General features: G+C 41.7%; 17 protein-coding genes and 1 pseudogene. 4 read left to right on the forward strand and 14 right to left on the reverse strand.

What is annotated here, in order from left to right; genetic code table 11:
* Positions 1–29: 29 nt before the first annotated feature.
* From VOI46_RS10865 to hemA, 14 genes and pseudogenes are all read right to left on the reverse strand, one after another.
* Positions 30–569, reverse strand: coding sequence for a hypothetical protein (locus tag VOI46_RS10865; RefSeq protein WP_004588848.1), 540 nt, complete (start codon positions 567–569; stop codon positions 30–32).
* Entirely contained in the window at positions 570–3,881 is a 3,312-nt protein-coding gene (locus VOI46_RS10870) for an Ig-like domain-containing protein (RefSeq protein ID WP_004588847.1), read from the reverse strand.
* Between the two features lie 17 nt (positions 3,882–3,898).
* Entirely contained in the window at positions 3,899–4,984 is a 1,086-nt protein-coding gene (gene rlmM, locus VOI46_RS10875) for a 23S rRNA (cytidine(2498)-2'-O)-methyltransferase RlmM (RefSeq protein ID WP_004588846.1), read from the reverse strand.
* A gap of 17 nt (positions 4,985–5,001) precedes the next feature.
* Positions 5,002–5,370, reverse strand: coding sequence for a DUF423 domain-containing protein (locus VOI46_RS10880; RefSeq protein ID WP_004588845.1), 369 nt, complete (start codon positions 5,368–5,370; stop codon positions 5,002–5,004).
* Complete coding sequence (locus VOI46_RS10885; RefSeq protein ID WP_004588844.1) at positions 5,367–6,002, reverse strand: alpha/beta family hydrolase; 636 nt, start codon at positions 6,000–6,002, stop codon at positions 5,367–5,369. Before VOI46_RS10885 ends, VOI46_RS10880 begins: the two co-directional genes overlap by 4 nt.
* Positions 6,003–6,004: 2 nt before the next feature.
* Positions 6,005–6,901: a transcriptional regulator GcvA gene (locus VOI46_RS10890; RefSeq protein ID WP_004588843.1), complete on the reverse strand. Its 897-nt coding sequence runs from the start codon at positions 6,899–6,901 to the stop codon at positions 6,005–6,007.
* Between the two features lie 128 nt (positions 6,902–7,029).
* Entirely contained in the window at positions 7,030–7,884 is an 855-nt protein-coding gene (gene kdsA, locus VOI46_RS10895) for a 3-deoxy-8-phosphooctulonate synthase (protein WP_004588842.1), read from the reverse strand.
* A 9-nt stretch (positions 7,885–7,893) separates the two neighbouring features.
* Entirely contained in the window at positions 7,894–9,147 is a 1,254-nt protein-coding gene (locus tag VOI46_RS10900; RefSeq protein WP_004588841.1) for a DUF819 family protein, read from the reverse strand.
* Between the two features lie 14 nt (positions 9,148–9,161).
* On the reverse strand, positions 9,162–9,989 hold the full coding sequence (locus tag VOI46_RS10905; RefSeq protein ID WP_004588840.1) for a tetratricopeptide repeat protein: 828 nt from the start codon (positions 9,987–9,989) through the stop codon (positions 9,162–9,164).
* A gap of 321 nt (positions 9,990–10,310) precedes the next feature.
* Positions 10,311–10,685 (reverse strand): SirB2 family protein, encoded by a 375-nt coding sequence (locus VOI46_RS10910; protein ID WP_004588839.1) that lies wholly within the window; start codon positions 10,683–10,685, stop codon positions 10,311–10,313.
* Between the two features lie 319 nt (positions 10,686–11,004).
* Positions 11,005–11,940 (reverse strand): annotated as a pseudogene (locus VOI46_RS10915) (DUF3369 domain-containing protein); the annotation flags it as partial.
* A gap of 57 nt (positions 11,941–11,997) precedes the next feature.
* The gene (gene prmC / locus VOI46_RS10920) at positions 11,998–12,837 is read right to left on the reverse strand and encodes a peptide chain release factor N(5)-glutamine methyltransferase (protein WP_004588837.1); all 840 of its coding nucleotides are present in this window, start codon (positions 12,835–12,837) and stop codon (positions 11,998–12,000) included.
* A gap of 2 nt (positions 12,838–12,839) precedes the next feature.
* Positions 12,840–13,925 (reverse strand): peptide chain release factor 1, encoded by a 1,086-nt coding sequence (gene prfA / locus VOI46_RS10925; protein ID WP_004588836.1) that lies wholly within the window; start codon positions 13,923–13,925, stop codon positions 12,840–12,842.
* Between the two features lie 7 nt (positions 13,926–13,932).
* On the reverse strand, positions 13,933–15,189 hold the full coding sequence (gene hemA, locus VOI46_RS10930; RefSeq protein WP_004588835.1) for a glutamyl-tRNA reductase: 1,257 nt from the start codon (positions 15,187–15,189) through the stop codon (positions 13,933–13,935).
* Between the two features lie 83 nt (positions 15,190–15,272).
* Here hemA and lolB point away from each other — a divergent pair, with 83 nt between their 5' ends.
* The 4 genes from lolB (at position 15,273) to VOI46_RS10950 (ending at position 18,524) form a co-directional block, all read left to right on the forward strand.
* Positions 15,273–15,860: a lipoprotein insertase outer membrane protein LolB gene (lolB, locus tag VOI46_RS10935; RefSeq protein ID WP_004588834.1), complete on the forward strand. Its 588-nt coding sequence runs from the start codon at positions 15,273–15,275 to the stop codon at positions 15,858–15,860.
* 2 nt (positions 15,861–15,862) lie between these two features.
* Entirely contained in the window at positions 15,863–16,720 is an 858-nt protein-coding gene (gene ispE, locus VOI46_RS10940) for a 4-(cytidine 5'-diphospho)-2-C-methyl-D-erythritol kinase (protein WP_004588833.1), read from the forward strand.
* A 90-nt stretch (positions 16,721–16,810) separates the two neighbouring features.
* Positions 16,811–17,758, forward strand: a complete 948-nt coding sequence (locus VOI46_RS10945) for a ribose-phosphate pyrophosphokinase (protein ID WP_004588832.1) — start codon at positions 16,811–16,813, stop codon at positions 17,756–17,758.
* A gap of 151 nt (positions 17,759–17,909) precedes the next feature.
* A complete protein-coding gene (locus tag VOI46_RS10950; protein ID WP_004588831.1) occupies positions 17,910–18,524 on the forward strand; it encodes a 50S ribosomal protein L25/general stress protein Ctc in 615 nt (204 codons plus the stop codon).
* Positions 18,525–18,542: the final 18 nt, after the last annotated feature.

The following is an 18,542-nucleotide window of genomic DNA, read 5'->3' on the forward strand; positions in this document are numbered from 1 at the left end:
AAAAGCACCTTTTGGTGCTTTTATTTTATCTATATCAACTTAAGTGCAGTGTAATTTAGTCTAGCGCGCCTTGGCAGTGCTGCATTTTTTTCATCTTGTAAAGTAAACGCTGTGATCACTATCGAGAATAACTGCTTTTTAAAAGTAATATTAATGACTTCGCCTATTTTAGTTTTATAAGTGTGTTGCTGATTAAACAGTTTAAGTTCACCGTTTGCTAATTGCTCAACATACAAATAGGGGGTGTGCAAAGGCAGTTTTAACCTTATAACATTTAAACTGCTTTGCTCCTGTACTGCAACCCACTCCCCATCTTTATAAAGCGTATTAAAACGCGTTATGCCCTCGGGCTGTAGTACAGAGTCGTTTTGTATTAAACACGTGCTGCACCCGTTTACACGCCTTTGCTGCCAATTTACTGGCTTGTTATTATAATAAAGCGCATCAGTTAGTAACCATTCACTACTATGGCTACTACTGGCTTTATTAATAGCGCCTTGGCTACAGGCAGCAACTAAAAAAATAATAGCTCCTTGTAAAAGTGCAGCTTTTATAAATCGGTAGCTCATTTAGCGCTCTTTAATTGCTTTAATTTGGTTGATTATAGCCTCGCTTGGCGCTGCTTCTTTTATATAGCTAGGCAATGAAGTAGAAACAGCTTGAGCACGCTGCTGTTGATACAGCTTATGGCTCATCGTATTTGCCACACCAAATCGGTTACCTGCACTTTGTGAGTAAAACTGTAAGTTAATCATGCTCCACTCATCGGTATCCGTTAATACAGTAATTTGCGAGTCTTGGTTTGCATCAAAGTTAGTTAATGTATCGCCTAAAATTGCATTACAATTATAATCGACCGCCTCAGAGCCAGGCCTATTTAATCCTGCGCTTTCATCAATAGCACTTTCATTTATATTTGCAGCGCTGCCGTTTGAATAATCAATGATAAAATCATCCGTTGATCCTGTTTGATTATTGGTATTTGGCACAAGGTCGCAGTTAATGTTGTTGGTATAAAACCGGTCGTAATAACGATCACCTTCGTTATTACCTATGCTTGCAAGCCCCGTTAATTGATATAGATAATTCATAGAGCTTAAATGATTTGGCTTAAAGTTCACTTCTTCGTCGCCGCCATGATAAAGCCCTAAATTATGCCCCAACTCATGAAAAATAGTAGACGCTTGGTAATTGTTCGTCACATTTTGTGATGTTTGCTCATCAACAGATAATCCCCATCCGCCCATAGTCAGCATTAGGTCATTACCATTTATTTCAGCAATACCTGAGCCACTAATGCTGCCATCTTCGTTACCACTGTTTGCCATTAATAAATAATGAAAAATTGGGCGGCGCGTTGTATCGGCATATTCCATTTTATAGGCAAATAAATTAGCGGTACCTTGGTCATATTCAAAGGGCGTGTAGCTGTTAAACGGTACGGTTGTACCGCCTCCTAAATCAAAGTTAGCGGTGGAAATACCCGTGCTTTGGTCAAACAAATCGCCTACATCAAAATGCACTGTGTAACCGTTACTTGCAAATACGCTCACTACTTTTTCTAATGCTGTACGCTGTGGCGTAATACCTATATCGGTACTATCCATATAATCAATTTCTATAAATATATCTTTTTGATTTACCCGTGCGCCCCATTCATATAAAGGCAGCCCGCCAAACGTTGCGCCTTCTTGCTCACTGCAATCAGGGATCCCATCTAAATCTGTATCGGTATCACAGCTAATATCATTTTGACCTGCCGGCGTATTAAACACAGAGTAAACCCAATCACTTGCTTGATTAGTATCTGTTGCATTAAGCGCACGTTTTAAGCTTGAGCCTTGTTCGGCCTGCATTTGTGGTGCGTTATCGCCTTGCCATTGCGTGGCACTAACCGGTTGCTGGGTAGAATTACCAAATTTAACAAAGTCGATTGTTTGTGTGGCGGCGCTATTTAATAACTCTGCAAAGCCATTTATATACCAGTAAGGACGTAGCGCATCGCTTTGGTTACCCACCAGCACAATTTTAGGGTTATTAAGTGCCGCACTTGCTAAAAACTCATCACCAAAACGACTTTGCAGTAAAATATAACTGCCGTTTTCTAATACTTTGTTGGGTAATGTAAATACTTGCTCTGCGCTCACTGAGCTATCAAGCATATTAATTGCGCGCGTTTTTAATGAATAGTTTTGTAAATTAACAGCCTCTCCTGTGCCGTTATAAATCTCTACCCAGGGCGTATCATTAGTAAATTGCACCGATATGAGTTCGGTTATTTTTAAATCTTGGGTTGAGGTGGTAAATTCACTCACTTGGCCTGCTGTCGCAGCAGTACCAGAAAAATTAACTAATTGGTCATTTACACGCACTTTGTAAAGCGTGTTTTCTGAAAAATCAGCGCTTAAGTTAACGTTTTTAAAATAGTCACTCGTCTCATCAGGCGCACCAGATACGCTCTCTACAATAAGTGCAACGCAGCTTGCAAAATCATCACTTGATACCTGAACACTGCCTTCGCAGCTCCCCGCGCTACTATTTACGGTTAACGAACTGCTCAGCATCACATCTGAAAACGTAATACTAATGGGGGTGTCAACCAATACCGGTTCATCTGCTCCATTAGGCGTTATTTCTGTCACCGTTGCAGCGCTGGTATCAATAATTGTCGTATTAAGTAAAAAGTTAGTGCTGTCTTCACCATCACTGGCGGTCAGTGTATAGCTTTTTGCAGAAATACTATTTACAGGCGGTGTATAGCTAAAGCGCAGCGCTTGGGCATCAATAACGCTCACCTGCGCCCCTTCTAGGTCATCTGGAAAAGTAATTTGTACCGTATCGCCATCGGCATCATTTACCGTCAAATTAAATTCAGCACTTAAGTTATATTGCACCTCAACGGTTACATCGTCTGCCACAGGCGGATTGTTAGGCGGCACCACAATCACCGTTTTTTGGGCGCTATTAGTTGCATCGTCGTTATCTCTAACGGTGGCTAAAAAGGTAATATTGGTATTTTGAGCAACCGTTGGGGCATTAAACGTAATGCTGGAGTCGGTTTGCGTAAATTCGACCACGGGGCCGTTTGTTTGCTGCCAGCTTAGCTCGCTAATGGTGCCATCGCTGTCCTGCGCTGTAGCTGTTATTGTCACTGACTCATTTTGCATTGCCTCGTCAGGCCCAGCTAAGGTAACACTAGGTGCGCTATTTAATTGCGTAATAAGTACCGTCGCACTGCTTTGTACAGTGCCCCCGGCATTGTCGGTTACAGTAACACTAAAACCAAGTGTTTCATTTTCACTTACATTTGGGGCGGTAAAGCTTAATTCACCGTCAATTTGGCTAAATTCGATGGAGGAGCCAGCAGATTGTACCCACACTATGGCGCTGATTGTGCCATCTATGTCTTGTGCATTAGCAATTAAACTCACTTGGGTATTAGCCAGTGCACTGCTTGGGCCTGTAATATTAACTGTGGGAGGGGTGTTTTGAACCGTGATAGTCCCAGAAAACACTTGCTCTGTAGTTGCGCCGTCATTATCGGTTACTAGCACCGAAAAACTAAAATCAGTGTCGCTCTCTACACTGGGGGCCGTTGCTGTGAGTATGTTGCCATTGGCAGTAAAGGTAAATTCAGGCCCCGACAGCTGCTGCCATTGATAACTAGACACCTGCCCGTCACTATCGCTTGCCTGAGCCGTAATAGTAAAGGTTTGGTTAGCAACAATAACGCTGCTGCTTACATCAACACTCACAGTAGGGGCGGTATTGCCAGTTGAGCCACTATCGGTGGCATCACTATCGCTGCCACCGCCGCAACCGGCTATTAAAAGTGATAAAAAAAGTAATCCTAGCCATTTATAAACATTATTTAATACCACTTTTATGCCTCAATGATTTAGCTATACAAATTTTGGGGCACCTTAACAACGTTTAAATGAACGGTGATTTCCTCACGATCATGATACAAATGCTTAGCTTGCAACTCATAGGTTATACCGTACTTAGTAAGCTCTTCTTTGATCATCGTTAGGCATTCATAAACACTATCAAAGCGTTTTTTCATAGGCAGCTTTAAATTAAATATCAGCTCTTTGGCGTATGCGTTTACTGCCCAGTCAATCATTAGATTAGTCACTTTGGTTGGTTTTTCCACCATATCGCACACTAACCAGTTAATATTTCTTTTTTCTGGGCGGTATTTAAAACCATCGGCTCTAAAGTGTTTAACTTGGCCTGTTTCCATCAAACTATCGTTCATTGGGCCATTATCTATTGCGCTAACAAACATGCCTCTGCGTACTAATTGATAGGTCCAACCGCCTGGGCAAGCGCCTAAATCAACCCCTCGCATGCCTGGTTGTACTCGCGCTTCTCGCTCTTTTTCAGGGATAAAAACATTAAAGGCTTCGTCAAGTTTTAACGTTGAGCGGCTCGGTCCGTCACTGGGCATACGTAAACGTAAAATGCCCATAAAAAACGGCGAATTATTATAACTATACGAATACCCTACATATGCGGCATTGTTTGCTAAAAATAGTACATGCATTACCGGGCGGTTTGCCTTTGGCTCACGTAATACCGTGTTTTGTTTTTCGAGTGCTTTTTTTAACGGCGTTGATATTTTTTTACAAAAGGTAAGCAGCTCTTTGCCTTCGTTAGTATCGGGGGTTTCTACGCGCAATTCACTACACAAAGGAAAATCCTTTGCGGCTTCTTTTAATGCAGTGACCCTATCTTCTACCGGCATATTTTCGATTAACGTGCCAGCAAACCACTGGCGCGCAAATACCATATTTTTAAAGTCGACCTTTTTGATTATTTCGTCGCTGTGTTGCGCTTCAAAACATTCATAAATCACGTAGCCGGTATTTGGTTTGGCTTTTACATAGCCGGCAAAACCTTGCTCGGCAGCATGAAACGTTATTTCAGCAGCCGCATCGTTTTCAAAACCACTACGACAATAAATCACAACACTAGACATATTAACCCTTAAACTCTTTAAAACTTAAATCGTGCAACTTGCACTAAAATAACAACCCAACCAATTATAAAACATAACCCACCTAATGGGGTTATTGGGCCTAACCACTTCATGCCGCTTAGGGCTAGTAAATATAAACTGCCACTAAAAAGCAGTGTACCGGCAATAAAAAAACCTCCCGCCACGGTTAAATTAATACCCCACTTAATAAGAATCGCCACGGCTATAAGCGCTAAACCATGCACCATTTGATACTCAGCTGCGATTTTAAATACCCCGAGTGAATACTCAGTTAAACGGCTTTTTAAGCCATGCGCGGCAAATGCCCCTAACATAACCGACAGCATGCAAAAAAAGCTGCCCGTGAGTAAAAATAATTTAATCATAATTGCTCCACTCTATTGGCTATAAATTTACTTGCTTCAAGCGCTGCAGTTTCACGATTTTGCAGCTCGCTCACACCACTTTTTTTGCGTGGTTTGAGTGAATGGTCGCCATCGCTAAGCCACACATAGCTTGGCTGTTTTGGCATAGAAAGCGTTTTAAGCTCTTCACGTGTGCCAAAGGTATCTCGCTCGCCTTGTAAGACTAAAAACGGGCAAGGTATGTCTGCAAAATGATCGGTGCGCAGCTTATCTGGCTTACCGGGCGGATGAAACGGATAGCCAAACGCTAATACACCTGCAATCGGTTGTGTAGAGCTACAAGCAAGCATAGACGCCATACGCCCGCCCATCGACTTGCCGCCAATAAATAACGGTAAATTAGGTTGCGCATTTGTTAGTACTTGCTCGTAATAAGCTAACAGTTTAGGGGCTCGCTCTGGCGGTCTACGTTTTTGTGTTTGTTTAGCAATTTGCATGTATTCAAAATCAAATAAACCTACATCAATACCCTGCGCACTAATGAGTTTAGCCATATGCTGCATAAAATCAGAATCTGATCCAGCTCCGGCACCATGCGCAAATATAAACTGTGCAATAGCCGGCTGCGTTGCGCTTTTAAACCATTCAATCATTATTAATACTCTTGTTCTTGTTCAACTAAGCTCAGCATCCAATCTTTAAACGAGACTATTTTACCCAGCTCTGTTTGCGACTCTCTAATCACTAAGTAATACGCGTTTTTACTCTCTAAGCTGTGGCTAAATGGGATCACTAAACGGCCCGCGTCAATATCGGGTTTGGCAAGCACACTATTGCCTATTGCTACGCCCTGGCCGTGCACCGCGGCTTGGAGCACCATTGATGAGTGGCTAAATATAGGGCCTTGATTCACTTGTACATTACGTACACCCGCCGTTTTCATCCAGGTTTTCCAGTTACGGCGCGTGGTATCGTGCAACAAAGTGTGCTGGGCTAAGTCACTCGGTTGATTAAGCGGTTTATGCCCGCTTAATAACAGTGGGCTACATAACGGCACTAAATACTCGGTGTGCAATTTGTAAGTTTGAACCCCACTCCAGTGCCCTCGGCCGTAGTAAATAGCAATATCTACATCATCGGTTAACGAGTTTTCGTCTTGGTCTTGCGCTTTTATACGCACATCTATTTCGGGGTGGAGTTCGTTAAATAAACTTAATCGAGGTACCAACCACTGAATTGCAAAACTCGGGGTTAAACTTACGGTAAGCGAGCCTTTTGCACCGCGAGCAAGTAGCTTTTCGGTGGCATCTATCAGCTGGGTAAAAATCTCTTTAATATCTAAAAAGTAGCCTTGGCCTTCTTCGGTTAATAATAACGAGCGATTTTTACGTAAAAACAATTTTAAGCCTAAATGCTCTTCAAGGGTTTTAATTTGATGGCTCACTGCCGCTTGCGTTACATACAGCTCTTCCGCTGCTTTAGTAAAGCTTAAATGGCGTGCCGCGGCTTCAAAAGCTTTAAGTGCGTTTAATGGGGGGACTCGTCTTGACATAGTAACCAAGCTTAGAATTAGTTTTTCTTATGCTTAAGATTATATACAGCATCGTTGTGTGTGTATATTAATGGAATAAAAAAAGCGACCTAAGTCGCTTTTTAACTATTACCTAAATAGGTGTTAAATTATAAATCGCTTGCGCTTGTATCAAGTGGTGCAAAGCTTTTAATTAAATCATCTACAGCTTTCATTTGCGATAAGTACCCTTCAAGCTTGCTAAGTGCCAATGCACATGGGCCATCACACTTTGCTTCATTAGGGTTAGGGTGCGCTTCAATAAATAGGCCCGCAATGCCCAGTGCCATGCCGCTGCGAGCAAGCTCGGCAGCTTGTGCACGGCGTCCATCAGCAGAGTCAGCTCGCCCGCCTGGGCGCTGTAGTGCATGGGTGGCATCAAAAATAACCGGTGCAATGGCTTTCATGTCATCCATACCTAGCATATCAACAACTAAGTTGTTGTAGCCAAAGCTTGAGCCGCGCTCACACAGTGCAACATTATCATTACCTGCTTCATTAAATTTAGTAATGATATGACGCATTTCGTGCGGTGCTAAAAACTGTGGTTTTTTCACATTAATAATGGCACCCGTTTTAGCCATAGCTACCACTAAATCTGTTTGGCGTGCTAAAAATGCAGGTAACTGAATTACATCAACCACTTCAGCAACAGGCGCTGCTTGGTGTGGTTCGTGCACATCGGTTATAAGCGGAATGTTAAAAGTATTTTTAATCTCTTCAAATATTTTTAAGCCTTCTTCCATACCTGGGCCGCGGTAAGAATTTATTGATGAGCGATTCGCTTTATCAAACGAGGCTTTAAATACATAAGGAATATTTAATTTAGAGGTTACTTCTACATAGTGCTCTGCAATGCGCATTGCTAAATCGCGCGACTCTAAAACATTCATACCACCAAATAATACAAATGGTTTGTCGTTTGCCAGCTCAATGTTATTAATATCAATTACTTGGTTGTTCATTTAAATTCCTTAAGGTGCAACTGCTTGCATCATTAATCCACAAATGTAAGCCATATATGTACCTACACCATACCCTAGTACAGCTAATAAAACGCCCACTGGCGCAAGCGAAGGGTGAAACGCAGAAGCCACCACAGGCGCCGACGCAGCGCCGCCAACGTTAGCTTGCGAGCCCACAGCCATATAAAATAACGGGGCTTTTATTACTTTGGCTACAATCAGCATTAAACTTGCGTGTGTTAGCATCCAAATAGCCCCAATTAAAAATAACCCAGGGTTACTAAATATAGCGGTTACGTTCATATGTAGGCCAATTGATGCCACTAAAATATATAAAAAGCTTGAAGCAACTTTTGATGCGCCAAACGCTTCTATTTGCCTTACTTTAGTAAATGATAAACTAATACCAATAGTGGTTGAAATAACAATTAGCCAAAAGAATTTACTGTTTAAACTGTACTCTTTAGCCCACGCATAATTGTTTGCAAAAAACGGCCCTAAAAAGTCGGCACAAAAATGAGCAAGCCCCGTTATACCAAATGCTATGGCAATAATGGTCATGTAGTCATTGAGTGTCGGCATGCGGGCATGCTCTGCATGGTATTGCTCAACACGGTTTTTTAAATCTTCTATGGCGGTTGTATCAGCCCCTGTTGCGGCATCAATTTTTTTATGGTTTGCAGCCATGAGTAATAAAACAGCCATCCAAATATTCGCCACAATCACATCAACGGTCACCATAACCGAGAATATATCGCCGCCCACTTCAAACATTTCTTTCATTGAAGCTTGGTTAGCGCCGCCGCCAATCCAGCTGCCGGCAACCGTTGTCATACCACGCCAAACAGCATCTGGGCCGTGGCCGCCTACTAAATCAGGGCTAAATACACTAACCACTAAAATAGATAAAGGCCCACCAATCACAATACCCAGCGTGCCCACTAAAAACATAATTAGCGCTTTGGGGCCTAAATTAATAATCGCTTTTAAATCAATACTAATGGTAAGTAAGATTAAACATGCTGGCAGCAAATAGCGCGAAGCAACATAGTAAACATTTGAACTATGTCCATCTACAATGCCAAACGTATTGAGTAAAGAAGGTAAAAAGTAACACAGCAATAATGCTGGTACATATTTATAAAATGCTTTTAGTTTGGGGTTTTCGCTGCTAGAGGTTTTAAAAATGAACCCTAAAATTACAGCAAGCAAACCCAGTACAACAGCATCATTAGTAATTAATGCAGTGTGAGTATCAGCCATATTTGTTCCTATTATTAATGGTGTGTTTTATTATTATCTTCAAGTTCTTCTAGTTGATGCTGAATAATTTCAATTGCCGGATCGTCCGGGCACTCATCAATAAAAAACTGTAAATCATCGCGTGCCATTTTAGGACAATCTAACTGATTGAGTAAGTAACCTCTGTCGCGTCTCTCGTACGGATCATCGCCTAATAGCTCCATTAGCAACTCAACACATACCAGCGCGTGGCCAAATTTATTTTCGCTAATAAACGACCATTTTTGCTGCGCTAAAAACAATTTATAAACTTCATCGTTATAAATAAGTTCAAGTGGCTCTTGCTCTTGGCCATTTTCTTCATCCGCATTTTCAGGAATGATGTACCAGCTTTGTTGCCCACTGCTAGGCTCAATAATGTAGCCTTCTTCATCACTTATTGCGACATGCACGCTAATATCGCCCTGATTAATACACACACTGGCATCTAATTGCGCTTGCTCAAGCAAATGACTCAATAAAATACCTAATGTGGTTATAGAGCCGCTGCGCATAGTGAGTGTATAGCTTAAGCTATTTATTTTATGCTCTGGCACCTTTAGCCCAGAGGCGCTAAATAGCCATTTGCTATAAAAAATATCAAGAAGGGCTTCTAATCTATCGTGTGGGTCTTTTTGCTTTGCGCACATAGCAGTGATCTGCTGCTCAAAGTCAGTTAATACAGAAAAAGTTGGCGCTAAATCTATTTGAGGGTCCCATTTCGACTCTGCATTAATACACCGATACAGTGGCGGTGGAGTAAATTCATCATATGCATCATCTAAATAAGATTCGTCGTGTTCGTCATACCCGAGGGTGGTCATCAATACTACAACATTTATTAAAAAACGAAGGCGTAGTTTACCTAATTTTATGGATAGTTACCAATACAGCGAAGCTCCCAGCCGTAATTATACCCCATAGGGTTACTTTATAGTAAAAGGAGTGGCCAGCCTAGCTGAAAAATGGTGAAGGTTATAAAGCGTGCAGAGGTGTATTAACTGTATTAACTGTTACTTAAGTTCCTTGGGGGTTTAAGTTCCTTACGTATTAGCTCCTTACGTGTAAGCCCCTTACTTATAAGTATCGTGCGTGTTTAAAAAGTATATACACGCACCGACACTTAACTTGCAACAGAGTAGGTATTATAAAAGTAGCGGCGATTTTGCCGTTGCCAAATACCCTATCGCTAAAATCACAACCGTGTTAACTACCACATACATAATTTTTGGCAGCGTATTAGTTTGTTTTGCACTAATAATACCTATCGCAATATAAATCACTACAAGCACTATTTTTTCTAATAACCATAGTTGCTCAAAGGGGTTTATTTTTGCCATGAACACCAATGTTATTGCAGAAATAAGTAATAAAGTGTCAATGCTGTGACTGCCAATAAAAACCAGTTTATTTTTGGCAAGCTTGCCACTGCTCATACGCGAAAAAGAGCGGATGTAAAATAAGATAACGCTTAGCATAGCAATTGCCATGTGTGAGTGTTTTACTGCTAAATAATCCATAAGCCTCAGTACTTTTTGTTTTGTTAAATTTAGTTAAGTGCGTTTAATACCAATCCGCTTAATTAAGTGATCTATTTTGAGGATGGAAAAACGTGTTGATAGCTAGGCAAAAATTTGCTATTTAGTTGTTCTAAATGAGAATTTTTTAACGCTGATAGCAACACGTTTAGCCCCCTCAAAATGATTAAGTATTATTGCTGCTTGGTATAATACCAAGCCCTACGCACTGCTTTGGCTATTATGCCTCACAAACTAAAAAGCACATAGTCGCAAGGCTATGTGCTTTTTAAATTTATAGTAACGATTAACGTTGTTGTCGTTGCACGTTCTCAAATGCTAGTTGTACATTTTGCGAAAAAATCTCAATTAAATTACGTTGCGTATCGGTTATATTTTTAGGGATCCCCGATATAAATAACATCGAATTGTGTTTGTACTCGCTACTACAATAAGCAAATAAATAGTTATCTTTATAAATTATGCTTTTATCTTTAAGTGCTTGATGACACGCCTCTAGTTGCTCGTTTTGCAGCACAGCATCTAACTCTTTACCCTCGCTTTGCTCAAACTCACCGGTACCAGAGCGTACTATTAGCTTATCATTACTATTTTCTTGCGTATTTTGCGCCACTAACGTAGTGGCATACACCGCTTGATCAGCAATGCCTAATAACGAGGTAAGTTGCTGCATCACCCCTTCAATAAACTGCTCTATTGAACGTGTGGCAAATATATCGCGCGAGGCAACAATAATTTTTTCAAGCCCTTCGCGAGATTGCTCTATAGAAATAATATCGCGATACGAGCGTAAGCTCGACATAATCACAGTAAACAGCTTTTGCGCTGTCAGCTCTGTTTTCGATTTATAGTCGTTAATATCGTAATTAATAATGACTTGGCGCTCAGGCGCCTGCCCAGGCTGACCGGTTCTTAAAATAATGCGAATATGATTATTATTAGCTTCTTCGCGAATAAATTTAGCAACCTGTAACCCGGCGTCATCTGTTTCCATTACCACATCTAGCAGTACAATAGCGGCATCTGGGTGCGCATTTATTAATTCTTTTGCTTCAGCGCCCGAGTATGCGCTTAAAAATTCTAAACGTTTGTTCTGAAATTCAAAATCACTCAACGCAAGCTTTGTAACAGCATGAACTTCAGGTTCGTCATCAACGATTAATACTTTCCAAGTGCCAAGCTCTACTTCACTTTCTAACTCATCTGGCTCATCTGAAAATAAAAAATCACCCATCATATTAAAGGTTCCTTAATGCATTTATAGAACACACAATCATGGCTGTTTATTATCAAATTAAGGCCACTGTGCGAGCGTTACACGATCGTTATTTCCCAAGTCTTTTACTGTTTTAATATTTATATACGCCATTTGCTTAAACAAATGCCGAACAGCTTCACCCTGTTCAAAACCATGTTCTATTAAAAGATAGCCACTAGGGAGCAAATAGTCACGTGATTGTGTAATTATTTGTTTTATATCAGCCATTCCTGCATCATCAGCCACTAACGCAGAAAGAGGCTCAAAGCGCACATCCCCTTCTTTTAAATGTTTATCGTCGTGTTCAATGTACGGTGGGTTGGTCACAATTAAATTAAACTGCTCATTTTTCAGCGCGCTAAACCAGTTACTTTGCTTAACTTGCACATTATCAATGGCTAAACGCTGCTGATTCCGAGTCGCTAAGGCCACCGCATCTGCTACTTTATCGACTGCTGTAATTTGCCATGTTGGCATTTCACTGCCAAGTGCAAGTGCAATAGCGCCGGTGCCAGTGCCTAAATCAAGCACTTTTGCTTGCTCAGGCACGGTAAGTGCTAAAGCTTGCTCAACGAGTGTTTCGGTATCAGGCCTAGGAATAAGCGTCGTGGCATTCACCTCGAGCGCTAAGCTCCAAAATTCGCGCTGGCCAATAATATGCGCTACGGGTTCACCATTTAAACGCCGTTCACAAAATTCATCATATTGGCGCTGTTCGTCGCTGCTAAGTAGGTTATCTGGCCAGGTAAATAAGTAACTGCGGGGTTTTTGAAGAATATGTAACAGCAGTACTTGTGCGTCTAATTTAGCGCTGTCGCTAGTTGGTGCAAGTTTAGTTGCACCAACCGCTATTGCCTGCTCAAGCGTGTGGCTCACAATTACTCATCGCCCATGGCGGCAAGTAAATCAGCCTGATGCTCTTGCATTAATGGATCGATAATTGCGCCTAAATCACCAGTTACCACTTCGTTTAAGCGATAAAGCGTTAAATTAATACGGTGATCGGTAATACGCCCTTGCGGGTAGTTGTAAGTACGAATACGCTCAGAGCGATCGCCGCTGCCCACTAAGTTACGACGCTCAGAGGCCTCAGCCGCATGACGTTTTTCATCTTCGGCTTGCTGTAAACGCGCGGCAAGTACCGACATCGCTTTAGCACGGTTTTTATGTTGCGAACGCTCATCCTGACACTCAACCACAACACCCGTTGGAATATGAGTAATACGAATTGCAGAGTCGGTTTTATTTACGTGCTGACCACCGGCGCCCGAGGCTCTAAAGGTATCTACTTTTATATCGGCGGTGTTTATTTCAATGGCTTCAGCTTCTGGAATTTCGGCCATTACTGCGACCGTACACGCAGAGGTATGTACACGCCCTTGCGATTCAGTCTCTGGTACACGTTGTACACGGTGAGCGCCCGATTCAAACTTAAGCTTACCGTACACACCTTCACCGCTAATGTTTGCGATAACTTCTTTGTAGCCGCCGTGTTCACCTTCGTTGGTGCTCACTACTTCAACTTTCCATTTTTGTGTTTCGGCGTAACGGCTGTACATTCTAAATAAATCGCCTGCAAAAATAGCCGCTTCGTCACCACCGGTACCCGCACGTACTTCTAAAAATACATTGTTGTTATCTTTAGGATCTTTAGGAAGCATAAGCACTTGCAGCTCATCTTCTAATGATAAAATTTGCGCTTTAGCTTCTTTGTATTCTTCTTGCGCCATTTCACGCATATCTGGGTCTGAATCTTTTAACATTTCTTCAGCAGTCGCTACATCGTCTTGCGCTTGTTGGTATGCTAAAAATGTTTTTACAATTTCTTCAAGCTCAGAGTATTCTTTTGAAAGAGCACGAAAGCGGTTTTGATCACTAATGACCGACGGATCGCTCAGTAGCGCTTGTACTTCTTCGTAGCGCTCTACTAAGGTTTCTAATTTACGATATACAGACTCTTTCATTTAACTGTTATTCCTGATCAATACCTAACATTTTTTTCAACTGAGTTAGTTGTGCCACTTCACCTTTTTTAGCCGCATCTTGAATTGCACGGGTAGGCGCGTGCATTAAGCGGTTGGTTAATTTATTGGCCAACTCTAATATAATTTTTTCTGCGTCTTTACCTGTATTTAGCTGACTAACCGCCCGCTCAACAAGTTCTGACTTAATGGTTTGTACGTCGTTTCGGTAGTGGCGAATTAAATCAACCGAATCGAGAGAGCGAACCCACATTTCAAATTCTTTTACGCGCTCGCTTATTATTAATTGGGCTTGTTCTGCCGCCTGTTCACGCGCGGCCATATTCTCGCTTACAATGGCTTGTAAGTCATCAACGGAATATAAATAGGCTGCGTCAAGCTCGCCTACTTGGCTTTCTATATCGCGCGGTACGGCAATATCAATAAACAGCATAGGTTTATGGCGGCGCTGTTTTAATGCTTGCTCCACCACCCCTTTACCTATTATTGGTAACGTACTGGCGGTTGAGCTAATAACAATATCGGCTTTGTGTAAACGCTCAGGTAGTTGTGCCAGCGCAATCACATCGGCCGACACTTCCTGCGCTAAACCTCGTGCACGCTCAATGGTTCTATTGGCAACCGTAATTTGTTGCGGCTCATTTTGATATAAATGTTTAGCTACAAGCTCTATTGTTTCGCCGGCACCAATTAATAACACATTGGTTTTATCAAGCTTGCCATAAATATGTTTTGCTAAATTAACCGCTGCAAACGCCACCGACACAGCACTGGCACCAATATCGGTGTCGGTACGGACCTGCTTAGCTACCGAAAAGGTTTTTTGAAACAACCTATCAAACTTAACGCCTACGGCATCGTGTGTTTTGGCGCTATGATAAGCTTGCTTAATTTGCCCTAAAATTTGCGGCTCGCCCAATACCAACGAATCTAAGCCGCACGCAACACGCATTAAATGATTAATGGCTGCATCACCTTGGTGGCAATATATATTTTTGCTCAGTTCGTGTTCATCCAAGCCATGGAAACTGGCAAGCCAGGCTAGCAGTGCTTGGGAATTTGACTGCTCAAGGCTACAATAGATTTCGGTACGGTTACAGGTAGATACAATAACGGCTTCGTTAAAGTCGGCATGACCGCTTAATTGCTGGAGCGCCTCAGACATTTGCTCAGGCGAAAAAGCCACTTTTTCACGTAATTCTACGGATGCGGTTTTGTGATTTATACCAAGTGCTATGATGGTCATATTTGCCAAATATTGCTGCGCCCTACTTTAAAGGCGGCAATTTTACCAAAAATCAGCGGAATATGGAAAGTAAGGAACAACATTTGATTAGACATTATTTAATTTTATTCACTCTTTTTTTGTTTTTAGCGGGCTGCGCCCACCAAATTGATACAAAAACAACGCTTTACGATGATTGGAAACCACGCTTAGCAGCGCAAAAAACCTGGCAAGCACAAGGTAAATTAGCGTTTATAAGCCCTGATGAGCGCCAATCTGCAAACTTAAATTGGCAACAAGACGAAAAACAAAACAACTTAGTGCTCACTACGTTTATTGGTACTCGTATATTGTCGCTTAAACAAACCCGCACAGGTGCGGTACTTGATTACGACGATAAAACATACACAGACACTAACGCCGCGTTATTATTAAAACGCTTAACCGGTTTTGACCTGCCAGTTGATAACGCCGATAACTGGTTAAAAGGCACGTTAACGTCGCAAACATTAAAAGTAGACGAACTTGGCCGTGCACAACAAGTTATTTGGTACGATAACAGCAATAAAAAGTGGCAAATAACGTATTCAAACTATAAACAGCAAGGTGGCTTTTGGGTTCCTGGCAATGTCACGCTAAAACATCAGCAAATTAAAATCAAAATTCAACTCTACAATTGGCAATTTAATTAAGTATGAATACTAAAACAGCTTTTTCGGTCATTGCACCGGCAAAACTTAACTTATTTTTACACATCAATGCGCGCCGTGATGACGGTTATCACGAACTAGAAACCTTATTTACCTTTTTAAATTTTGGCGACACACTCGACTTTTCAGTTAACGAAGCGCCCACTATTTTAATAACAGGTGATACAAAAGGCATAGCAGATTGCGATAATCTCATCTATAAAGCCGCGTTATTGCTTAAAAATCACTGTGGCATTTCATCAGGTGTAAAAATAAATCTCACTAAACGTTTACCTATGGGTGGCGGTGTAGGAGGCGGTTCATCTGATGCAGCCACCACGTTACTTGCACTTAATAAAATGTGGAATACACAACTAAATATTGATGAATTAGCAAACTTAGGCTTGCAATTAGGCGCCGACGTACCGGTATTTATTCGTGGTAAAAGCGCCATAGCACACGGTATTGGCGAACAATTGGTTGACGTAGAGCTTGAACAAAAATGGTATTGCGTTGTGCACCCTAATCAGCATGTCAGTACCGCTAAAATATTCACTCACCCAGATTTAAAACGCGATACACCAAAAATTTCAGGTGATTGGCGAACCCATAAATTAACCAACGATTGTGAGCCTTTAGTTAAAAAGCTCTGCCCCGAGGTTGAAAAAACCCTGCAGTGGTTGCTAAAATACGCCCCGTCGAAGATGACCGGAACAGGTTCATGTTGTTTTGTCGAATTTGCTAGCCAAGTTCAAGCACAAGATGTACTTGATAACCTCCCCCATACTTGGCAGGGTTTTGTTGCTTCTAGCGCAAATGTCTCACCTGCTCATACGGAGCTTGCCGCCATATTCGATCAATGAAGTAACGTACAAGTAATCATAAGTTAACGCGTAGTGGGTTTTACCTATTTACCCGTTAGTCCAAAAATTCAGTGCCTGAGGAACCCTACCGTGCCTGACATGAAGCTCTTCGCTGGTAACGCAACACCTGAGTTAGCTCAAAAAGTTGCAAAACGTTTGTATATTGAATTAGGCGATGCTGTTGTTGGCCGTTTTAGCGACGGTGAGATCAGTGTTCAAATAAATGAAAATGTTCGTGGCTCGGATGTTTTTATCTTGCAATCAACCTGTGCCCCTACTAACGATAACCTAATGGAACTTATCGTTATGGTTGATGCTCTACGTCGTGCATCAGCAGGTCGTATTACTGCCGTCATTCCTTATTTTGGTTATGCACGTCAAGACCGTCGAGTACGTTCTGCGCGCGTTCCAATTACCGCTAAAGTTGTTGCCGATTTCTTATCAAGTGTAGGTGTTGACCGCGTTCTTACGGTTGATTTACACGCTGAGCAAATACAAGGTTTCTTTGACGTACCAGTAGATAACGTATTTGGTAGCCCTGTATTACTTGAAGATATGGAAGAGCGTGAGTTTGAAGACGTTGTTGTAGTATCGCCAGATATTGGTGGTGTAGTACGTGCCCGTGCTATTGCAAAACTACTTCACGACACAGACCTTGCTATTATTGATAAACGTCGCCCTCAAGCTAACGTTTCTCAAGTAATGCATATTATTGGTGATGTTGAAGGCCGCGACTGTATTATCGTAGATGATATGATTGATACCGGTGGTACTTTATGTAAAGCCGCAGAAGCACTTAAAGAACACGGTGCTAAACGCGTATTTGCCTATGCAACGCACCCTATTTTATCTGGCAAAGCTGCAGAGAACATTCGTAACTCAGTAATTGATGAAGTAATTGTAACTGACTCAATTCCGTTATCTGATGAATTAAAAGCGCTTGATAAAGTAAAAGTACTGACTCTTGCTGACATGTTAGCCGAAACAATTCGTCGCATCAGCAATGAAGAATCTATTTCAGCGATGTTTGAACACTAAAATCACACATTCGTTGGAACATATAAGCGCCTTTTGGCGCTTTTTTTGTATGTGTTGTTTATTTTATCGGGGGGCGGTGTTATGATAGCGCGCCTTTTGGGTAGGGACCTTGGTCGCAAAGGCCCTAACACTTTTAATTATTGGAGACATTATGTCTAACGAAACTTATACTTACAACGCTGAACTTCGCGTAGAAACTGGTACTGGTGCGAGCCGCCGCCTACGTCGCGAAGACAAAGTACCTGCTATCCTTTACGGTGCAGATAAAGAAGCGGTATCGCTTACTCTTGCTCATAAAGACATGATCAAAGCACAAGAAAGCGAAGGTTTTTACACGCACATTCTTACGCTAAATGTTGGCGGCGAGTCTGTTGAAGCTATCTTAAAAGATATTCAACGTCACCCATTCAAGCCAAAAATCACTCACCTTGATTTCCAACGTGTAGATGCAACTCACAAATTAGTAACTAAAGTTCCTCTTCACTTCATCGGTGAAGAAGCAGTTACTAAAGCTGGCGCAACTGTTGTTCACCAGTTAACTGAAGTTGAGATTTCTTGTCTTCCTAAAGCACTTCCAGAATTCGTTGAAGTTAACGTTTCTAATTTAGTAGTTGGTGATTCAGTTCACATTTCTGACCTTGAACTTCCTTCAGGTGTTCAGTCTGTTGAACTAGGTAAAGGCGAAGGCCACGACCTGTCAGTAGTTACAATCAAAGCTAACAAAGCAGCTCCTACTGAAGAAGAAGCTTCAGACGCTGCTGAATAATATTTAAGGTCTTGCACC

The organism is Pseudoalteromonas sp. CuT4-3, from assembly GCF_035666335.1.
Taxonomy (GTDB): domain Bacteria; phylum Pseudomonadota; class Gammaproteobacteria; order Enterobacterales; family Alteromonadaceae; genus Pseudoalteromonas; species Pseudoalteromonas atlantica.

Excerpts from the sequence above, each read along its gene's own strand:
- VOI46_RS10890 (WP_004588843.1), bottom strand. The coding sequence starts at position 6,901 with ATGTCAAGACGAGTCCCCCCATTAAACGCACTTAAAGCTTTTGAAGCC.
- prfA (WP_004588836.1), bottom strand. The coding sequence starts at position 13,925 with ATGAAAGAGTCTGTATATCGTAAATTAGAAACCTTAGTAGAGCGCTAC.
- rlmM (WP_004588846.1), bottom strand. The coding sequence starts at position 4,984 with ATGTCTAGTGTTGTGATTTATTGTCGTAGTGGTTTTGAAAACGATGCG.
- hemA (WP_004588835.1), bottom strand. The coding sequence starts at position 15,189 with ATGACCATCATAGCACTTGGTATAAATCACAAAACCGCATCCGTAGAA.
- VOI46_RS10900 (WP_004588841.1), bottom strand. The coding sequence starts at position 9,147 with ATGGCTGATACTCACACTGCATTAATTACTAATGATGCTGTTGTACTG.
- VOI46_RS10950 (WP_004588831.1), top strand. The coding sequence starts at position 17,910 with ATGTCTAACGAAACTTATACTTACAACGCTGAACTTCGCGTAGAAACT.
- VOI46_RS10865 (WP_004588848.1), bottom strand. The coding sequence starts at position 569 with ATGAGCTACCGATTTATAAAAGCTGCACTTTTACAAGGAGCTATTATT.
- VOI46_RS10905 (WP_004588840.1), bottom strand. The coding sequence starts at position 9,989 with ATGACCACCCTCGGGTATGACGAACACGACGAATCTTATTTAGATGAT.
- VOI46_RS10880 (WP_004588845.1), bottom strand. The coding sequence starts at position 5,370 with ATGATTAAATTATTTTTACTCACGGGCAGCTTTTTTTGCATGCTGTCG.
- kdsA (WP_004588842.1), bottom strand. The coding sequence starts at position 7,884 with ATGAACAACCAAGTAATTGATATTAATAACATTGAGCTGGCAAACGAC.
- ispE (WP_004588833.1), top strand. The coding sequence starts at position 15,863 with ATGAATACTAAAACAGCTTTTTCGGTCATTGCACCGGCAAAACTTAAC.
- VOI46_RS10885 (WP_004588844.1), bottom strand. The coding sequence starts at position 6,002 with ATGATTGAATGGTTTAAAAGCGCAACGCAGCCGGCTATTGCACAGTTT.
- VOI46_RS10910 (WP_004588839.1), bottom strand. The coding sequence starts at position 10,685 with ATGGATTATTTAGCAGTAAAACACTCACACATGGCAATTGCTATGCTA.